The organism is Sandaracinus amylolyticus, from assembly GCF_000737325.1.
Classification (GTDB): domain Bacteria; phylum Myxococcota_A; class Polyangia; order Polyangiales; family Sandaracinaceae; genus Sandaracinus; species Sandaracinus amylolyticus.
In genome coordinates this window covers 9,414,602-9,429,768 of sequence record NZ_CP011125.1, presented here as the reverse complement: position 1 = coordinate 9,429,768, position 15,167 = coordinate 9,414,602, and the positions used below count along the sequence as shown (strand labels likewise).

General features: G+C 74.6%; 12 protein-coding genes. 5 read left to right on the top strand and 7 right to left on the bottom strand.

Going from position 1 to position 15,167, the window contains the following annotated elements; genetic code table 11:
• Positions 1-38 precede the first annotated feature (38 nt).
• On the bottom strand, positions 39-923 hold the full coding sequence (locus DB32_RS39940) for a LysR family transcriptional regulator (RefSeq protein WP_053237908.1): 885 nt from the start codon (positions 921-923) through the stop codon (positions 39-41).
• A gap of 70 nt (positions 924-993) precedes the next feature.
• Between DB32_RS39940 and DB32_RS39935 the strand changes: the two genes are divergently transcribed.
• On the top strand, positions 994-1,599 hold the full coding sequence (locus DB32_RS39935) for an NAD(P)H-dependent oxidoreductase (protein ID WP_053239115.1): 606 nt from the start codon (positions 994-996) through the stop codon (positions 1,597-1,599).
• Between the two features lie 3 nt (positions 1,600-1,602).
• Here DB32_RS39935 and DB32_RS39930 read toward each other — a convergent pair whose 3' ends face one another.
• The 5 genes from DB32_RS39930 to DB32_RS39910 form a co-directional block, all read right to left on the bottom strand.
• Positions 1,603-3,192 (bottom strand): serine/threonine-protein kinase, encoded by a 1,590-nt coding sequence (locus DB32_RS39930; RefSeq protein ID WP_053237907.1) that lies wholly within the window; start codon positions 3,190-3,192, stop codon positions 1,603-1,605.
• On the bottom strand, positions 3,189-3,989 hold the full coding sequence (locus DB32_RS39925) for a tetratricopeptide repeat protein (protein WP_053237906.1): 801 nt from the start codon (positions 3,987-3,989) through the stop codon (positions 3,189-3,191). Before DB32_RS39925 ends, DB32_RS39930 begins: the two co-directional genes overlap by 4 nt.
• Positions 3,990-4,096: 107 nt before the next feature.
• Positions 4,097-5,614, bottom strand: a complete 1,518-nt coding sequence (locus DB32_RS39920) for a COG1470 family protein (protein ID WP_157070155.1) — start codon at positions 5,612-5,614, stop codon at positions 4,097-4,099.
• A gap of 264 nt (positions 5,615-5,878) precedes the next feature.
• Positions 5,879-6,736, bottom strand: a complete 858-nt coding sequence (locus DB32_RS39915; RefSeq protein ID WP_053237904.1) for a hypothetical protein — start codon at positions 6,734-6,736, stop codon at positions 5,879-5,881.
• 19 nt (positions 6,737-6,755) lie between these two features.
• A complete protein-coding gene (locus tag DB32_RS39910) occupies positions 6,756-8,687 on the bottom strand; it encodes an RCC1 domain-containing protein (RefSeq protein ID WP_053237903.1) in 1,932 nt (643 codons plus the stop codon).
• 119 nt (positions 8,688-8,806) lie between these two features.
• On the opposite strand from DB32_RS39910, the gene DB32_RS39905 reads away from it, so the two are divergent.
• Positions 8,807-10,756 carry an EF-hand domain-containing protein gene (locus tag DB32_RS39905; protein ID WP_157070153.1) on the top strand — a complete coding sequence of 650 codons (1,950 nt, stop codon included), beginning with the start codon at positions 8,807-8,809 and terminating at the stop codon, positions 10,754-10,756.
• Between the two features lie 72 nt (positions 10,757-10,828).
• Here the strand turns inward: DB32_RS39905 and DB32_RS39900 are convergent, their stop codons facing one another.
• Complete coding sequence (locus DB32_RS39900; RefSeq protein ID WP_157070151.1) at positions 10,829-11,515, bottom strand: AgmX/PglI C-terminal domain-containing protein; 687 nt, start codon at positions 11,513-11,515, stop codon at positions 10,829-10,831.
• A 156-nt stretch (positions 11,516-11,671) separates the two neighbouring features.
• Between DB32_RS39900 and DB32_RS39895 the strand changes: the two genes are divergently transcribed.
• The 3 genes from DB32_RS39895 to DB32_RS39885 are packed head-to-tail and all read left to right on the top strand — an operon-like array spanning position 11,672 to position 15,158.
• A complete protein-coding gene (locus tag DB32_RS39895) occupies positions 11,672-13,132 on the top strand; it encodes a hypothetical protein (RefSeq protein ID WP_053237900.1) in 1,461 nt (486 codons plus the stop codon).
• A complete protein-coding gene (locus DB32_RS39890; RefSeq protein ID WP_053237899.1) occupies positions 13,129-13,815 on the top strand; it encodes a hypothetical protein in 687 nt (228 codons plus the stop codon). Before DB32_RS39895 ends, DB32_RS39890 begins: the two co-directional genes overlap by 4 nt.
• An 11-nt stretch (positions 13,816-13,826) precedes the next feature.
• The gene (locus DB32_RS39885) at positions 13,827-15,158 is read left to right on the top strand and encodes a DUF1501 domain-containing protein (protein ID WP_053237898.1); all 1,332 of its coding nucleotides are present in this window, start codon (positions 13,827-13,829) and stop codon (positions 15,156-15,158) included.
• Positions 15,159-15,167 lie beyond the last annotated feature (9 nt).

Below are 15,167 nucleotides of genomic sequence, written 5' to 3'. Positions count from 1 at the left end.
CGTTGTTCCGCGAGACGCCTGTCCCCGGTCGGGAGCGCTCAGCGATCGATCGTCGCGAGGTGCTGCACGAGCGCGTCGATCACCGCCACGATGCGCGGCAGCGTGCGGATCGCGCGGCGCGTCACGACGTGCAGCTCGAGCGTCGGGCCGGCGGGCAGTCCCTCGATCGTCGTGAGCTCGGGGTACGCGTGGCGCAGCGCGAGCGGCGCGAGGCCCACGCCGAGCCCGGCGCGGATCGCCGCGACCTGCACCTCGTAGCTCGAGCAGCGCAGCACCGGCGGCGTGCGCACGTGCTGCGCGAGCCATGCCGCCTCGGGCGTCGCGACACCGTCGATCTCGGTGGCGATCCACGCGAGCGACGAAGGATCGCGACGGCGTGCGCGCTTGGCGAGCGCCTTGGTCGCGAGCACGCCGGTGCGCAGCCGCGCGACCTTGCGGCCGACGAGATCGCCGCGCGTCGTGCGGAAGAAGCGGAGCGCGACGTCGGCCTCGCGCGCCGCGAGATCGACCGCGCGATCGCTGGTGATCAGCTCGAGCTCGAGCTCCGGGTACGCCTCGCGCAGCGCGGGCAGGACGCGCGGCACCACGAAGTGCAGCGCGACGCCCTCGGTGGTCGCGATGCGGACGCGGCCGCGCACCTCGCGCTCGTGCCCGAGCGCCGCGTCGGCGAAGCGATGCACCTCGGCCTCGATGCGCTCCGCGTCCTCGCGCAGCCGCGCGCCGAGCTCGGTGGGGACGGGACCGCGCGGGGTGCGCTCGAACAGCGGCCCACCGAGCTCGTCCTCGAGCGCGGCGATGCGACGGCTGACGGTCGACTGATCGGTCCCGAGCGTGCGCGCCGCGAGCGTGAAGCTGCCCTCGCGCGCGACCGAGAGGAACACGCGCACGTCGTCCCATCGCGAGAGATCGCTGCTGGGCGTCATGCACCCATGCATACCACCGATGCATCGATGCGGCTGCCGATGCATCGCTGCATGGCGCATCGTGGCGCTCATGACCGACGTCCTCGTGCTCCTGGGCCATGCCGAACCGAACAGCTTCAACGGCGCGCTCGCCGATGCGTACCTGCGCGGCGCCGAGCGCGCGGGAGCGCGCACCGAGCGCATCGACCTCGCCTCGCTCGAGCTCGACCTCGTGCTGCGCGCGGGACACCGCGAGGAACAACCGCTCGAGCCCGACCTCGTGCGCCTGCAGCGCGCGATCGAGCGGGCGCGCCACGTCGTGTGGGTGTTCCCGACGTACTGGGCGTCGCCGCCGGCGGTGGTACGCGGGGTGATCGATCGGCTGTTCCTGCCGGGCTGGGCGTTCCGCTACGAGGGCAGCGCGCTGCCGAAGGGGCTGCTCGCGGGGCGCTCGTCGCGCGTGATCACGACGATGGACAGCCCGTCGTGGTGGTACGCGCTCGCGCACCATCGCGCGCTGCACGCGACGATGGGCACCGCGACGCTGACGTTCTGCGGCTTCGCGCCGGTGCGCTTCACGACGCTGTACGCGGTGCGCGAGATGGACGCGGCGCGACGCGCGGCGTGGATCGCGCGGGTGGACGCGATCGGCGCGCGCGACGCGTCGGCGATCGCGCGGCCGATGCTCGCGGCGTGACGATCACTCGAGCGCGATCGACGCCGTCGCATCGCCGCCCGCCGGCACGCGAAGCGCGACGCGACGCCGAGGGGCGCGACCGAAGGGCGCGAGCTCGAGCGTCTGGCGCCCGGCGGGCAGCTCGACGCGCGTGGGAGTGCGCCCGAGGTAGCGGCCGCGATGGTAGATGTCGGCCCAGCCGCCGCGCACCGAGACGTTCGCGAACCCGCGGCCGCGCTCGCGGCGGACGGGATCGGGCTCGACGGCGGGCGCGGTCTCGGCGGCGGGCTCGGGCTCGGGCTCGGGCGGAGCGACGAGGTCGGGCTCGGGCTCGACAGCAGGGATCGGCGTGGGCTCGAGCGCGTCGACGGGGATCGGCGTCGACGGCTCGGCGACCGATGCGAGCGGTGCGGGCGACGAGGCGCGCGCCGCGAGCCATCCGCCGGTCGCGGCGACCACGATCGTGACGACCACGGACAGCGCGTACACCAGCGGACGCGGGCCCCGATGCGCCGCGGGCGCGGTGATCGGCGGCGGCACGGAGAGGTGATCCGGGAGCGCGGGAGGCGGCGCCGGCGGCGAGACGCGCTCGTCCGACGCGATCACGGGCGCTGCGGGCACCGGGACGGCGGCGGGCGCGGTGACGCGCTCGAGCTCGATCGGCGCCGAGGTGCTCGCGCCGACGATCGCGCGCCGCGCTTCGCCGTGTGCGGGGAACGTCTGCGCCATCCACGCGGCGATCTCGCTCGCGTGCGCGAGACCTCCGAACGCACGCGCCGCGTCGTGCAGCGCGAGGCCGAGCGCGCGCGCCGTCGGCGTGCGCTTCTCGCGATCACGGGTGAGCGCGGCGAGGATCGGCGCGTCGACCGCGCGCGGCACGCCCGGTCGCGCCATCGAGGGCGGGCGGACCACGCCCGCGGAGAGCGCGCGCAGCGTGTCCACCTCGCGATCGCGCGCGAACAAGCGCTCTCCCGTGAGCAGCTCCCACGCGAGCACCGCGATCGACCACACGTCGGCGCGCCGATCGATCTCGCGACCCTCGACGTGCTCGGGCGACATCGTCGCGAAGGTGCCCTTCACCACGCCGGTCGCGGTGCGGTGCGTCTTCTCCCGCGCGCGCGCGACGCCGAAGTCGAGCACGCGCGCGCACCCGTCGTCGCCGACGAAGAGGTTCCGCGCCGACACGTCGCGGTGCACAACGCCGAGCTCGTGCGCGGCGTGCAGCCCCTCGCACGCGTCGACCGCGACGCGCAGCACGCGCCGCGCGTGGGCGATCGGATCGTCGGGATACGCGCGCGCGATCGCACCGACGATCGCCTCGACCGTCTCGCCGCGCACCAGCTCCATCACGAGGTAGGGCGCGCCGCCTTCCTCGCCGTAGTCGAGCACCGGGCACACGTTCGGGTGCTGCACGCGCGCCGCGATGCGCGCCTCGTCGAGGAACATCTCGACGAACGCCTTCTCGCGCGCGAGGTGCGGGTGGATGCGCTTGATCGCGACCACACGATCGAGCGGAGGACCGCCGTGCGCGACGTGCACCGTCGCCATGCCGCCCGACGCGATCGAGGGCCCGAGCACGTAGGGCCCGAGCCGCTTGCCCGAGCTCGACGTCACGGCATCTCGACCGGGCGCGGCGGCGACAGGCGCGTGTCGTCGCCCGGCTGGGCGGTGGTCACGAGCACGATCGCGATCACGATCCCCGCGGCCGCGATCACGCCGCTGCCCGCGAGGATCCAGGGCCAGGGATCGCTCGGCTCGCTCGGCGTCACGCCGGGCGCGATCTCGACGTGGCTCGTGACGAGCGCGGGCAGCGGGGCGTCCTCGGCGCCGTGCTCCACGATCAGCGCGCCGCCGATCCCGATGACGCGCGCGTAGTAGTCGACGCGCTCCCCGTCGCGCGCCTCGAGCGAGAGCGCGCCCTCGGTCGACGCGCTCCACGGCCCGTCTCCCGCGCGCGCGAACAGCGTCGCGTCGCGCACCAGGCCGCCGGGATCGTTCACCAGCGCGAGCTCGAGCCGCACCCGATCGCCGTCGCGCCGCACCTGCACCCGCGCCCGGAGGCGATCGGCGCCGCGCTCGCGCAGCACGCGGAACCGATGCGCGATCTCGGGCGGCACGCGCGCCGAGAACGTGTGCTGCGGGCGCAGCGCGGCGAGCCTGAGCAGATCGACCTCGACCTCGTCCTCGCGCCCCAACGCGCGCAGCGCGAGCGCGCGGCCCTCGAGCACGCGCGCCACGTCGGAGACGTCGAGATCGTCGCCCTGCGCCGCGCGATCGAAGAGGGTCAGCGCCGCGCCGAAGCGCGCCTCGTCGAGCTGTCGCTCCGCGTCGTCGACGAGCGGATGCGCGTGCGCACGCGAGGCGAGCGCGAGGACGACGAGCGCAGGGAGCCACGACGCGATCCGAGCCATCCGGAGCGGCGCGATCCTAGCCGATCACGCGCGCCGCCGGGTCGATCTCGAACGCGCGCGGCGCGCCCCCGTGACGAGGAGCGCGCCGCGCGCGTGAACACGGCCGATCAGCGCCAGAGCCGCGCGACGTGCCCGCGCTCTCCGTCGGACGTGCCGACGAGCACGCGTCGATCGCTCGTCATCGCCACCGCGACCGACGCTCGCAGACCGGTCAGCGCCGCGGGCGGTACGAACGTGGGATCGAGCGCGCCGCCGCCCGTGATGTCGGCGATCAGGAGCGCGTTCTCGTCGCGCTCGCCGACCGCGATCGCCTCGCCGGTCGCGCGGTCCACCTCGAGCGCGCGGAACGTGCCCGGGATCGCGTCGTAGCGCATGCGCCCCGCCGCGTCGCCGAACGCCTCGACGAGCTCGCCGGCGTCGTCGAGCCGCGCCGCGAACGGATGAAGGCTCCCGGGCGCGCTCTCGCGACCGACGACCAGGACCGATCCGTCGTGCATCAGCCCGCCCGCCGCGAGCAGCACCGCGCCGTCCGACGTGATCACGCGACGCCCCGCGGCGAACGACTGGTCGATCGATCCGTCGGGGCTCACGCGCACCACGACGCCGCCGTGGAGCACGAGGTCGGACCCGATCACGACGAAGCGTCCCGATGCGTCGATCAGCACGTCGCTCGCCGTCGTCGACGGCAGCTCGCGCGTGAACAGCGGCTCGCCCGCGACGTCCTCGTAGACCTGCAGCACGCCCGTCGAGCCGGCCTCGCCGGTCGTCGAGAGGAGCGCGGCGATCCGATCACCGGCCTGATCGAGGCCCGTCACGCCGTACGCGCCGAGCTCGCGCGTCCCGCCCTCGAGGCGCGCCTCGTCGGGCGCGCCCGAGGCGTCGAGCGCGACGAAGAACGCGTGCGGCGTGCCGCCCATCGACGCGCCGATCAGCAGCGTCACGCGCCCGTCGTCGCCGACGATCATGCCGCCGAGCGAGAGGCCGCTCGCGGCCGGGAGCGGCACGCGCGACGGGGCGCCGCCGTTCCACGTCGCGTCGGGCTGGCCGCGCCGATCGAGGCGCCGCACGAACACCGCGGCCGCATCGCCCTCGGCCGCGCCGTAGATCGCGTAGGTGCGACCGAGCGCGTCGCTCGCGACGCCGACCACCGAGTACGAGGCCTCCTCGTTCACCGCGATGCCGCCCTCGCCGAAGCTCGTGTCGATCGCGCCCGCATCGCCGGGGACCACGACGTAGAGCTCGAGCGCGACCACGTCGTCGCCGTCCGCGACGCGCACCGTGATCGGCGCGTCGCCCGGCTCGGCGCTCGCCTCGGCCGAGAACGTGATCGTCGCGCTCTCGCCCGACACGCCCGCGGGCGCGCTCGCCAGGACGCGCTCGGGCAGCCCGTCGATCGTGATCGCGAGCGTCGTGTCGTGGCCCTCGTCGCGATCGATCGCGAGCTCGAGCGTGGCCGTCTCGTTGCGACGCACGACGACCGCGTGGCTCGCCGCGCTCACGCGGAACGGGACGGCGGGCGAGGGCGCTTCGCCCGCGTCGCCGAGATCGACGGCGCCGCCGTCGGTCTCCACGCCGGCATCGCCCGTCGTGGCGGGCGGAACCGCGCCGGCACGGCATCCTGCCACGGCGAGACACCCTGCGATGGCGAGACAGAGTGCGAGCCACGAAACGATCGACGCGCGATGGATCACGAGAACCTCCTCGGCCTCGCCCCTCATCACGTCCCGCGCCAGCGCGCGGAGCCGAGAAATCCTCGCGATCCACGCGCGCGACGACCGTGCGCGCACGTGCGCCGCGCGTGCGGACGAATCGTCCGTCGCAGGCACGCTGGACGGACGATTCGGCTTCCAAGAAGCGCGAGCGCAGCCGATTCGTCCGTCCGCGCGCGCTCAGCGCGTCAGCCACGCGAGCAGCACGAGCACGCCCACCACCACCGCGACCGCGCCGGTGAGCACGCGGCCGGGATCGGTCGCAGGCCGCTCGGGCACGACCGGGGGCGCGCGCCGCGACGGATGCCGCGCGATCGGCTCGCCCGCGCCCGTCGCGCCGACGCCGCGCACCTCGAGCGTCCCGCCCGAGGGCGCGCGCAGCGCGAGGCAGCTCGCGCGCTCTCGGTACCCGCCCGGGCCGGTGCCCGGCGGCGCGGCCTCGAGCGCGCACTCGCCCTCGATCTCCACCTCGTCGCGCTCCTCGAGCACGACCTCCCACTGCTCGATCACGAGCCGCAGCGTCGACGCGCCGGGCCCGCTCTCCGCGGTCTCGGCGTGCGCGCGGATCCACGCGTCCTGGCCCTGCAGCGAGCCTCCGACGTGCACGCGTCCTCGCGCGTGCGCGCGCATCGCGCAGAGCAGCGTCGCGAGCTCCGCGAGGCGTCGCCGCTCCGCGTGGAGCGCCTTCGCCGTCCCGCCCTCGCCGCGGCGGATCGCGTCCTTCACCGCGCGCTGTCGCCGCGACACGTCGTCGATGTCGCGCGCGACCTGGCCGAGCACCTCCTCGCGTCGCTGCGCGCGCGCCTCCACGCGCATCGACGCCGCGCGGATCAGCACGCGCCCGCTCGCGTCCTCGAGCCAGAAGTCGACCGCGCCGTGCGCGTGGGGCGCGCTCGCGAGCCCCTGTCGCACGTCCCAGTAGACGCACGCGCGCTGCCCGAGCGACGACGTGATCACCTCGTGCGCACGCCGCACGCGCCCGCGCACCCGCGCGACCGAGCCCTCGCGGAGCGACGCGATCGGGACGATCTCCGTCATCGCGACGAGGGTACTCGCGTCACAGACAGACGCGGCCGGGCTCGACCGCGGCGCTCATCGGCGCGCGCCCGCACTCGCCCGTCGTGTTGTCGCCCCAGCAGACGATCTCGCCGCCCATCCCGACCACGCACGTGTGATCGCCGCCCGCGGCGACCGACTTCCAGGTCCGCCCGACGAGCACCGGCATCGGCAGCGACGTGTCCGCGCCCGCCGCGGCGCCGATCTGACCACGCGAGTCGTCACCGAAGCACGAGAGGCGCCCCATCGTGTCGAGCACGCACGTGTGCGCGCTGCCGAGCGCCATCGGGTACGCGCCGTTGGGGAACTCCGCGAGCGGCACCGGACGGTTGCGATCTCCACGATCTCCGAGCCCGAGCTGCCCCGCGTCGTTGCGCCCCCAGCACTCGACGCGCTCGCGCACCGGCGTGCCGGTGAGCCGGCGCGCGCAGGTGTGATCGCCGCCCGCGGCGACCGCGGCGAACGTGCCGGTGATGCGCGTCGGCACCGCGACCGTCGCGTCGGTCGAGCCGGTGCCGACCTGTCCGTGATCGTTGGAGCCCCAACAGAAGAGCGCGCCGTCGCTCGCGAGCACGCACCCGTGCGCGCGCCCGACCGCGACCGCCATGAGATCGGGATCGCCCATCACCGGCACGATCGTCGGGCTGCCGCGATCCGAGGTCGCCATCACGCCGAGGCGGCCCTCGGCGATCGAGCCCCAGCAGAACAAGCGCCCTTCGGTCGGGGTCACCGCCATGTCGCGTCCGATCGCGCACGTGAACGCGTCGCCCGCCGCGACGTCGACCGCCCACAGCATGCTGTCCATCACGCCGAACGGACCGCCCGCGAGCCCCGGGATCGGCGTGCCCGACACCACGCCGCGCCCGAGCTGCAGGTGCTCGTTGCCGCCCCAGCACGCGACGCGATCGCGCCCGCTGCTCGCGCGGATCGCGCACGCGTGCGAGGTGCCGAGCGAGAGGTCGCGCCAGTCCTCGCAGCTCGTCGATCCGTTCGTGCACCGCACGATCGCGGGCGTCTCCTCGATCGTCGTCGCGTCGGTGCCGAGGCGTCCGGCGCGCCCGTCGCCCCAGCACTGCGCGCGCCCCGAGCTCTCGAGCGCGCACGTGTAGTCGGGCCCCGCGGCGATCTCGATCGCGTTGCCGCGCTCGATGCACGCGCCCGCCTCGCAGCCGTCGAGCGAAGGGCACCCGCACGCGACGCACTCGCCGCCCGGCACGCCGCAGAGCCCCGGTGACGTGCCCGGCGCGCACGCGTCGTCGAGCGCGCATCCGTTGCAGCACGCGCCGCGCACGCAGCGACCCGGACCGGCCGCGGTCGTGCACGCGGCCTCGTCCGAGACCGCGATGCAGCGACCGTCGACGCAGCGCTCGCACTCGCCGCATCCGCCCTCTTCGCACGCGCACGCGCTCGTGCCCTGGCAGTCGGCGTCGCCGCAGTCGGTGGTGCGATCGCAGTCGTCGTCGCGGCCGTCGCTGCAGCTCGCGCCCGCCTCGCGCGTCGCGTCGCAGGTCGCGAAGGGGAGAGGATCGTCGTCCTCGGGGCACACGCCCGCGTCGCACATCCCGCAGGCGCTGCCGTCGGCGGGTAGCAGCTCGAGGCGCACGACCTGATCGGGCGCGCGTGGCAGATCGATCGCGCGACACGCCGCAGCGACCGGTCGACAGGTCTCGTCGAGCGCGATCACCACGAGGCCGTAGCTGCCGGGCGGGAGGATCGGAGGCGCGCTGGCGCTCTCGTCGCTGCGCCAGCGCGCGCGCCATCGCACCGTCGCGTCGTCGCAGCCTTCGTCGAGCACGCGCGCTTCGTACGCGACCGCGAGCGCGGCGCGATCGGCGTCGCGGACGACGTACTCCCACTCGAGCGCGCGCTCCGCGGGCGCGCACGCGAGCATCGCCGCGCCGACGAGCGTGCACAGTGGTGCTGCGCGGAACATCCGCCCGCACGATAGCAGGCGCCACCTGGCGACAGTCGTGCGCGATGTTCACCGCGGAGCACGAGTCGACGTATCCTCGTCGATCTGGCGTGCTCCAGACGCGCGCCGCGGAGGGCTGCATGGGACTTCGCTTGCTCCCGCTCGAGGGTCGTGGTGTTCCCTTCGTCGCGCTCGCTGCGCTGTGCCTCGCGACCGCGTGCGACGACCCCACGCCATCGCGTCCGACGCGCGACAGCGGCCCCGGCGTCGTCGACGCGGGCGGCGGCACCGATGCCGGCACCGGTGACGACGCCGGCGCTCCCACCGGCCCGTGCGCCGGCCCCGACGCCGACGGCGACGGCATCCCCGACGCGTTCGAGGGCAGCGCCGACAGCGACGGAGACACGACGCCGAACGCGATGGACGACGACTCCGACGGCGACGGCGCGCCCGACTCCGAGGAGCGCCGCGACGCGTGCCCGCCGCGCGACACCGATCGCGACACGGTGCCCGACTTCCTCGACGCCGACAGCGACAACGACGGCCTCACCGACGCCGAGGAGCGCGAGCTCGGCACCGACGCGACGCGGGTCGACAGCGACGGCGACGGCGTGAGCGATCTCGGCGAAGTGCGCGGCTCGGGCACGAGCCCGACCGACGCGACGAGCACGATCCCCGAGGGCGACTTCTTCGTGGTCCTCCCCTACGAGGGCGATCACGAGATGCGGCCGCTGCGCTTCGGGACCGCGATCGCGCGCGCCGACGTGTACTTCCTGATCGACACCACGGGCTCGATGCAGACCGCGATCGACGACGTGAACTCGTCGCTCATGCGCATCGCGACCGAGGTCGCGCGCCTGGTGCCCGACGCGCAGTTCGGCGTGGGCCACTACGACGACTTCCCGGTCGAGCCCTACGGCAACACCTCGGAAGCGGAGCCGATCTACTACGTCGACTCGTTCGGCGATCCGATCGCGTGCGCGTCGAACGGGACCTGCCGCGCGCTCGCGAGCGGGACGAGCGTCTGCGACACGCGCATCAACCGCTGCGTCGAGCCCTGCACCTCGAGCGCGTTCTGCGGCGCGCTCTCGACCGGCTCGACGTGCCCGGGCACCGCGCCGCGTTACTGCTCGGTCGCGCTGCCGCGCGACGACGCGCCGTACACCCACGACGTCGACATCACCGGCGACCTCGCGCGCGTGAACGCGGCGCTCGCGCTGCGCGTGAACGGCGGCTTCGACATCCCGGAGAGCGGCACCGAGGCGATCTATCTCACCGCGACGGGCATGGGCCTGAGCTATCCGAACGACCGCACCGGCACGAGCACGATCGCCGCCAAGACGTGCGCGCCGGTCGCGGGCGAGACCGACGCGCGGCGCGGCTATCCGTGCTTCCGACCGGGCGCGCTGCCGATCGTCGTGACCGTGACCGATGCGCCGTTCCACAACGGCACCACGACGAGCACGAGCTGGAGCGTGCCGTACGCGGGCCCGGTCGCGAGCGCCGCGCACACCTTCGCGCAAGCGGTCACCGCGCTCAACGATCTCGGGGCGCGCGCGATCGGCGTGAACGTCGGCACCGGCACGGGCGGCACGGCGGCGGGCGCGGATCTGCGCGCGCTCGCGATGCAGACCGGCACCGTGAGCTCGGCGGGCGCGCCGCTCGTCTACACCGGCGCGGCGTCGACGACCGCGAACCAGATCATCGAGGGCATCCGCAGCGTGGTCTCGGGCACGCCGCAGGACGTCTCGACGCGCACCACGAACGTCGCGGGCAACCCCGACGAGTTCGACGCGACGACGTTCATCGAGTCGATCGTGCCGCTCGAGGGATACGGCCCCGGTGGCGTCTCGGGCGCGATGCCCGGCGTCACGTACTCGAGCCGCGACACCACGACGTTCTACGGCGTGATCCCGGGCACCGAGGTCGAGTTCACCGTCGACTTCTGGAACGACGTGCGCCCGCCCGCGGAGACCGCGCAGATCTTCCGCGCGCGGATCATCGTCGTGGGCAACGGCGTCGCGGATCTCGACGAGCGCGAGGTCTACATCGTCGTGCCGCCCGAGGGCGGCGACATCGTGCTCGAGTGATGCTCGAGCGCGCGAAGGGCCGGGCCGAGCGCCCGGCCCTCGCGCCGTCCGCGGCGGGGCGTCGCCGGCCCGTCAGTCGTCGTCCTCGGGGCTCAGCGCGAACGGGTAGTGCACCTCCACCCGTCCGCCCGCCTCCGGCGCCGGGAGCTCGATCGTCCGCAGCGTCTCGACGAAGCACTCCTCGAGCACCGCGTCGCGCAGCGTGCTCGCCTCCATCACCTCGGCTTCTTCGATCACGCCGCCGACGCCGGGCTCGCCACCGATCACGAATCGCGTGACCAGACGTCCCTCGGGATCGTCCTCGCCTTCACGCTGCGCGGCATCGCGCGCGAGCTCGTAACACTCGCCGAGGAGCGGCAGCACCTCACGGACCGCGCTCCGGACGTACTCGGGATCGAGGCGGCCCACCGCGTCGTCCTCGTCGCGCGGCGGCGCGCTCGTGCGCGCGAGCTCGTCGATCCGTGCGCGGCGTGCTTCTTCGATCGCGCGTCGCACCACCTCGACCTCCCGACGTTCGCGCGCTCGCTCCGCCTCGCGCTGCGTCGTCGTCGGCGGCGTCGTCGTCGTCATCGGCGTCGTCGTCGGCGGCGAGGCGGGCTCGGCGACCGACGCCGCTTCGGGGGGCGACGACGCGGGCGCGCTCGCGGCGCTCGTCGACGTCGCGCGCGCTGCGACCGGGAGCCCCTCGCGCACGACCACGCCGAGCGCGCCGACGATCAGCACGATCGCGATCACGACGAGCGCCCCGCGTCGCCTCATGCGCCGAGCATACGACGCCGTCGCCTGCGACCGCTCGGTCGCACCCCTCGCCTGCTGCTCCCGATCGCCTGCGACCACCACGTCGCGCATCGCTTCGGATTGGCTCGAATTCCGCGTATTCCTGCCTGGATCGCGCCTTGCGATGTCGCGCCCCGCATGCGGCACGCGATCGCCCTCGCGCTCCTCACCACCGGCTGCGTCGGTCAGCTCGGCGGTGATCTCCGCGACGATCCACGTCCGATCGATCCCGACCCCGAGCCGATCCGCGTCTCGCTCGCCGCCGCGCCCGCGCTCGAGCCCGACGGCGCGTGCGTCGCGCTGCGCGAGGGCGAGACGCTGCTCGACACGAGCCCCGAGGGCGACGCGTGGCTCGCGAGCGACGAAGCCCTGCGCGTCGTCGCGCGGGACGGCACCGAGTGGGCGCTGCCCTACGCGCCCGCCGCGCGCCCCACGTACCTCGTCGCGCACGACGCGCGCGCCGCGACCTGGATCGCGAGCGGCCTGATCGAGCGCGCCGTGCCCGGCGGTCTGCGCCGCGTGCACGTGCCCGCGGAGACCGGCACGCCGCGCTGGCTGTGCGGCGACCCCGAGGTGCCCGGTCCGTTCTTCGTCGCGACCGAGCACGGCCTGCACGCGCGCGAGGGCGGTCAGTTCTGGCGCTATGCGGTCGAGGGCGACGCGCTCGCGCCGCAGTTCCCGTTCGCGCTCGCGAGCGGCGCGTGCACCACCGCGACCCACGAGCTGTGGTTCGCCGACGATGCGGGCGCGTGGCGCCTCGACCTGAGCGACGCGGCGCCCGCGCTGCGCGCGCTCGAGGCGATCCCGCCGGGCCTCGCGATGGTGCGCGAGGGCGCGCTCGCGGCCGCGGTGAGCGACGAGTCGCTCTTCCTGATCGAAGGCAGCGCGTCGAGCGAGATCGTGTTCGACGAGGGCGCGCCCGCGTCCGTGACGATCGGCGGCGGTCGCGTCTGGGCGCGCCTGCCGACGATGATCGCGCGTCGCGATCGTGACGGCGAGTGGTCGCGCATCGAGCTCGCGAGCGACGATCTCCACGCCGACGCGACCGGCGCCGCATGGTCGATCGCCGCCACCGAGCTGTGCCGCGTCGAGACCGACGCCACGCTCTCGATCAGCGGTCTCGTCCCCGACGACCGCGTGAGCGGCGCGCGCGCGCTCGTGATCACGACCAGCGCGATGGCCGAGTCCACGCGCGTGACGATCGACGGGAGCGTCGTGTTCGAGGCCGACGAGGCGTCGACCACGTTCGACGCGGGCGAGCTCCCGATGGGCGCCGCGGGCTGGCACGAGCTCGTCGCGAGCGCGGAGATCGACGGCGCAGAGGTCACGCGCACGATCGCGTACGAGGTGATCGACACGGCGCCGCTCTCGTTCGAGCGCGACGTCGCGCCCTTCGTCGCGACCCACTGCGTCTCCTGTCACGCCGAGGACGCGCCGAGCCGCGTGCGCCTCGACACCTACGACTCGTTCCGCGCGCGCGCGCCCTCGGCGCTCGCGCGGATGGTGCGCGGCGAGATGCCGCCGAGCCCGATGGATCCCGCGCCCGCCGAGATGGTCCGCACCGTCGAGCGCTGGATCGAGGGAGGGATGATGCCATGAGCAGAACGCATACCTCGGCGCCGACCCATGCGTGGCGCGCATACCTCCTGATCGCGCTCCTGAGCGCGTGTGGCGCGCCGGGGACCGATCCCGGCGACGACGGGCCCGACGATCCCGGCCCCGATCCCGGCGACGTCATCGATCGCGATCCGACCGGCCCCGCCGAGCTCCCGCCGGCGCGCGCGCCCGAGCGGCTCTCGGCGCAGCAGATCCACGCGTCGCTGCAGGTCGCGACGGGGCAGACCTGGGCGGGCTTCGAGGACGCGGCCGCGACGCTCGGGCGTCCCGACTACACCCAGACGACCGAAGAGGGCCGGCAGATGTCGGTCGCGTTCGAGACGCTGGTGGGCGATGCCGCGCGCGCGACGTGCCGCGCCGCGATCACCGCGGATCGCGCGCTCGAGGTGGACGACGAGGCCCGCGCGATCCTGCGCGGCATCGACGTCGACGCGCCCGACGCCGACGCGCGCCGCGCGAACCTGCGCCGCCTGATCCTGCGCTTCCACGGGCACGAGGTGATCGCCGACGACGATCCGCGCGTGACCCCGTGGCTCGAGCTGCTCGACGCGCCGATCGAGCCGACCGACGTGAGCCGCACCGCGACCGCCGCCGACGTCGAGGCGGTGCGCTGGGAAGCGCTCTGCGTCGGCCTCGCGACCCACCCCGACTTCCTCACGTACTGACGGAGACGACGATGCATCTCGGACGACGACATCTCCTCCGCGGCGCGATCGGCATGGGCGCGGTCGCGACGTTCGGTGCGGCGCTCGGCCCGATCGGGCGCCTCGTCGCGCAGCCACGCCCGCTCGGGCGCCGGCTCGTCGCGTGTTACTTCGAGGGCGGCTGGGACGTGCTGCTCGGGCCCGACGCGCGCGATCCCGCGCGCACGTATCCCGGCATCCAGCTCGGCACCGATCTGCTCGACGCCGAGATGCGCGAGCCGGTCGAGGTGAACCTCGGCGGCGCGCGCGTGCTGTGGGGCGCGCCGATGGCGCCTATGCGCGCGCACGCCGACGTCACGACCGTGTTCCGCGGCATCAACATGAACACCGTCGCGCACCCGACCGGGCGCGCGTACGTGAACACGTTCATGTCGCCCGCGGGCAGCGCGCCGCGCGGCAGCTCGCTGGGCACCGTGTTCGCGACCGGCGGCGAGCTCGGGCCCGAGGGGCCGATCCTCCCGTTCGTCTCGGTCGGTCTGCCCGCGTTCAACCACCGCTACGCGCAGGAGGCGAACGCGCTGCAGCTCGATCGCCCGCGCGAGGTGATGCCGATGCTCTCGGGACCCGCGCGTCGTATGCCGACCGCGATCGAGGCGCTGCTCGCGGCGGCGCGCGAGGACTCGCGCGCGTGCATCGGCGCGGCGTACGAAGGGCGCGATCCCGCCGAGGAGCAGCGCCTCTCGATCGCGCGCATGGAGCGGCTCGAGTCCGAGGGCCTCGCGTCGCGCTTCGACTTCGCGGGCGACTCCGCGGAGATGCAGCAGGTGCGCACGCGCTACGGCTTCGCGGCGAACGCGACCGACGGCGCGGGCCTGCAGGCGGCGGTCGCGGCGCAGCTCGTGAAGACGGGCCTGTCGCGCAGCGTGATGGTGCGCCTCTCGCGCGGGCACGACACGCACAACGCGAACTGGGCGACCGATCAGCCCACGCGCCTGTCCGAGGGCTTCACCGCGATGTCCGCGCTGATCGAGGATCTGCGCCAGGACGATCCCGATCTCGCGCGCACGACGGTCATCGCGTTCAGCGAGTTCTCGCGCACCCCGCGCCTCAACGGCACCCGCGGTCGCGATCACTGGTTCGCGGCGTCGATGGTGGTGTGCGGCGGGCTCCGCCCCGGCGTGTTCGGCGCGACGAACCCCGACGATCTCGGCCTGATCCGCGTCGATCCCGAGCGCGGCACCCAGGCCGACGACGGCATGCAGCTGATGCCCGAGCACGTCGCCGCGACGATCGTCGCCGCCGCGGGCCTCGACGCGACCGACTACCGCGTCGATCCGATCACGAGCCTCTTCCCCGCCGCTTGATCGAGAGGG

Bases quoted from the DNA above. Each gene is read 5' to 3' on its own strand.
- DB32_RS39940 (WP_053237908.1), bottom strand. From the start codon at position 923: ATGACGCCCAGCAGCGATCTCTCGCGATGGGACGACGTGCGCGTGTTC.
- DB32_RS39935 (WP_053239115.1), top strand. From the start codon at position 994: ATGACCGACGTCCTCGTGCTCCTGGGCCATGCCGAACCGAACAGCTTC.
- DB32_RS39925 (WP_053237906.1), bottom strand. From the start codon at position 3,989: ATGGCTCGGATCGCGTCGTGGCTCCCTGCGCTCGTCGTCCTCGCGCTC.
- DB32_RS39915 (WP_053237904.1), bottom strand. From the start codon at position 6,736: ATGACGGAGATCGTCCCGATCGCGTCGCTCCGCGAGGGCTCGGTCGCG.
- DB32_RS39910 (WP_053237903.1), bottom strand. From the start codon at position 8,687: ATGTTCCGCGCAGCACCACTGTGCACGCTCGTCGGCGCGGCGATGCTC.
- DB32_RS39905 (WP_157070153.1), top strand. From the start codon at position 8,807: ATGGGACTTCGCTTGCTCCCGCTCGAGGGTCGTGGTGTTCCCTTCGTC.
- DB32_RS39900 (WP_157070151.1), bottom strand. From the start codon at position 11,515: ATGAGGCGACGCGGGGCGCTCGTCGTGATCGCGATCGTGCTGATCGTC.
- DB32_RS39895 (WP_053237900.1), top strand. From the start codon at position 11,672: ATGCGGCACGCGATCGCCCTCGCGCTCCTCACCACCGGCTGCGTCGGT.
- DB32_RS39890 (WP_053237899.1), top strand. From the start codon at position 13,129: ATGAGCAGAACGCATACCTCGGCGCCGACCCATGCGTGGCGCGCATAC.
- DB32_RS39885 (WP_053237898.1), top strand. From the start codon at position 13,827: ATGCATCTCGGACGACGACATCTCCTCCGCGGCGCGATCGGCATGGGC.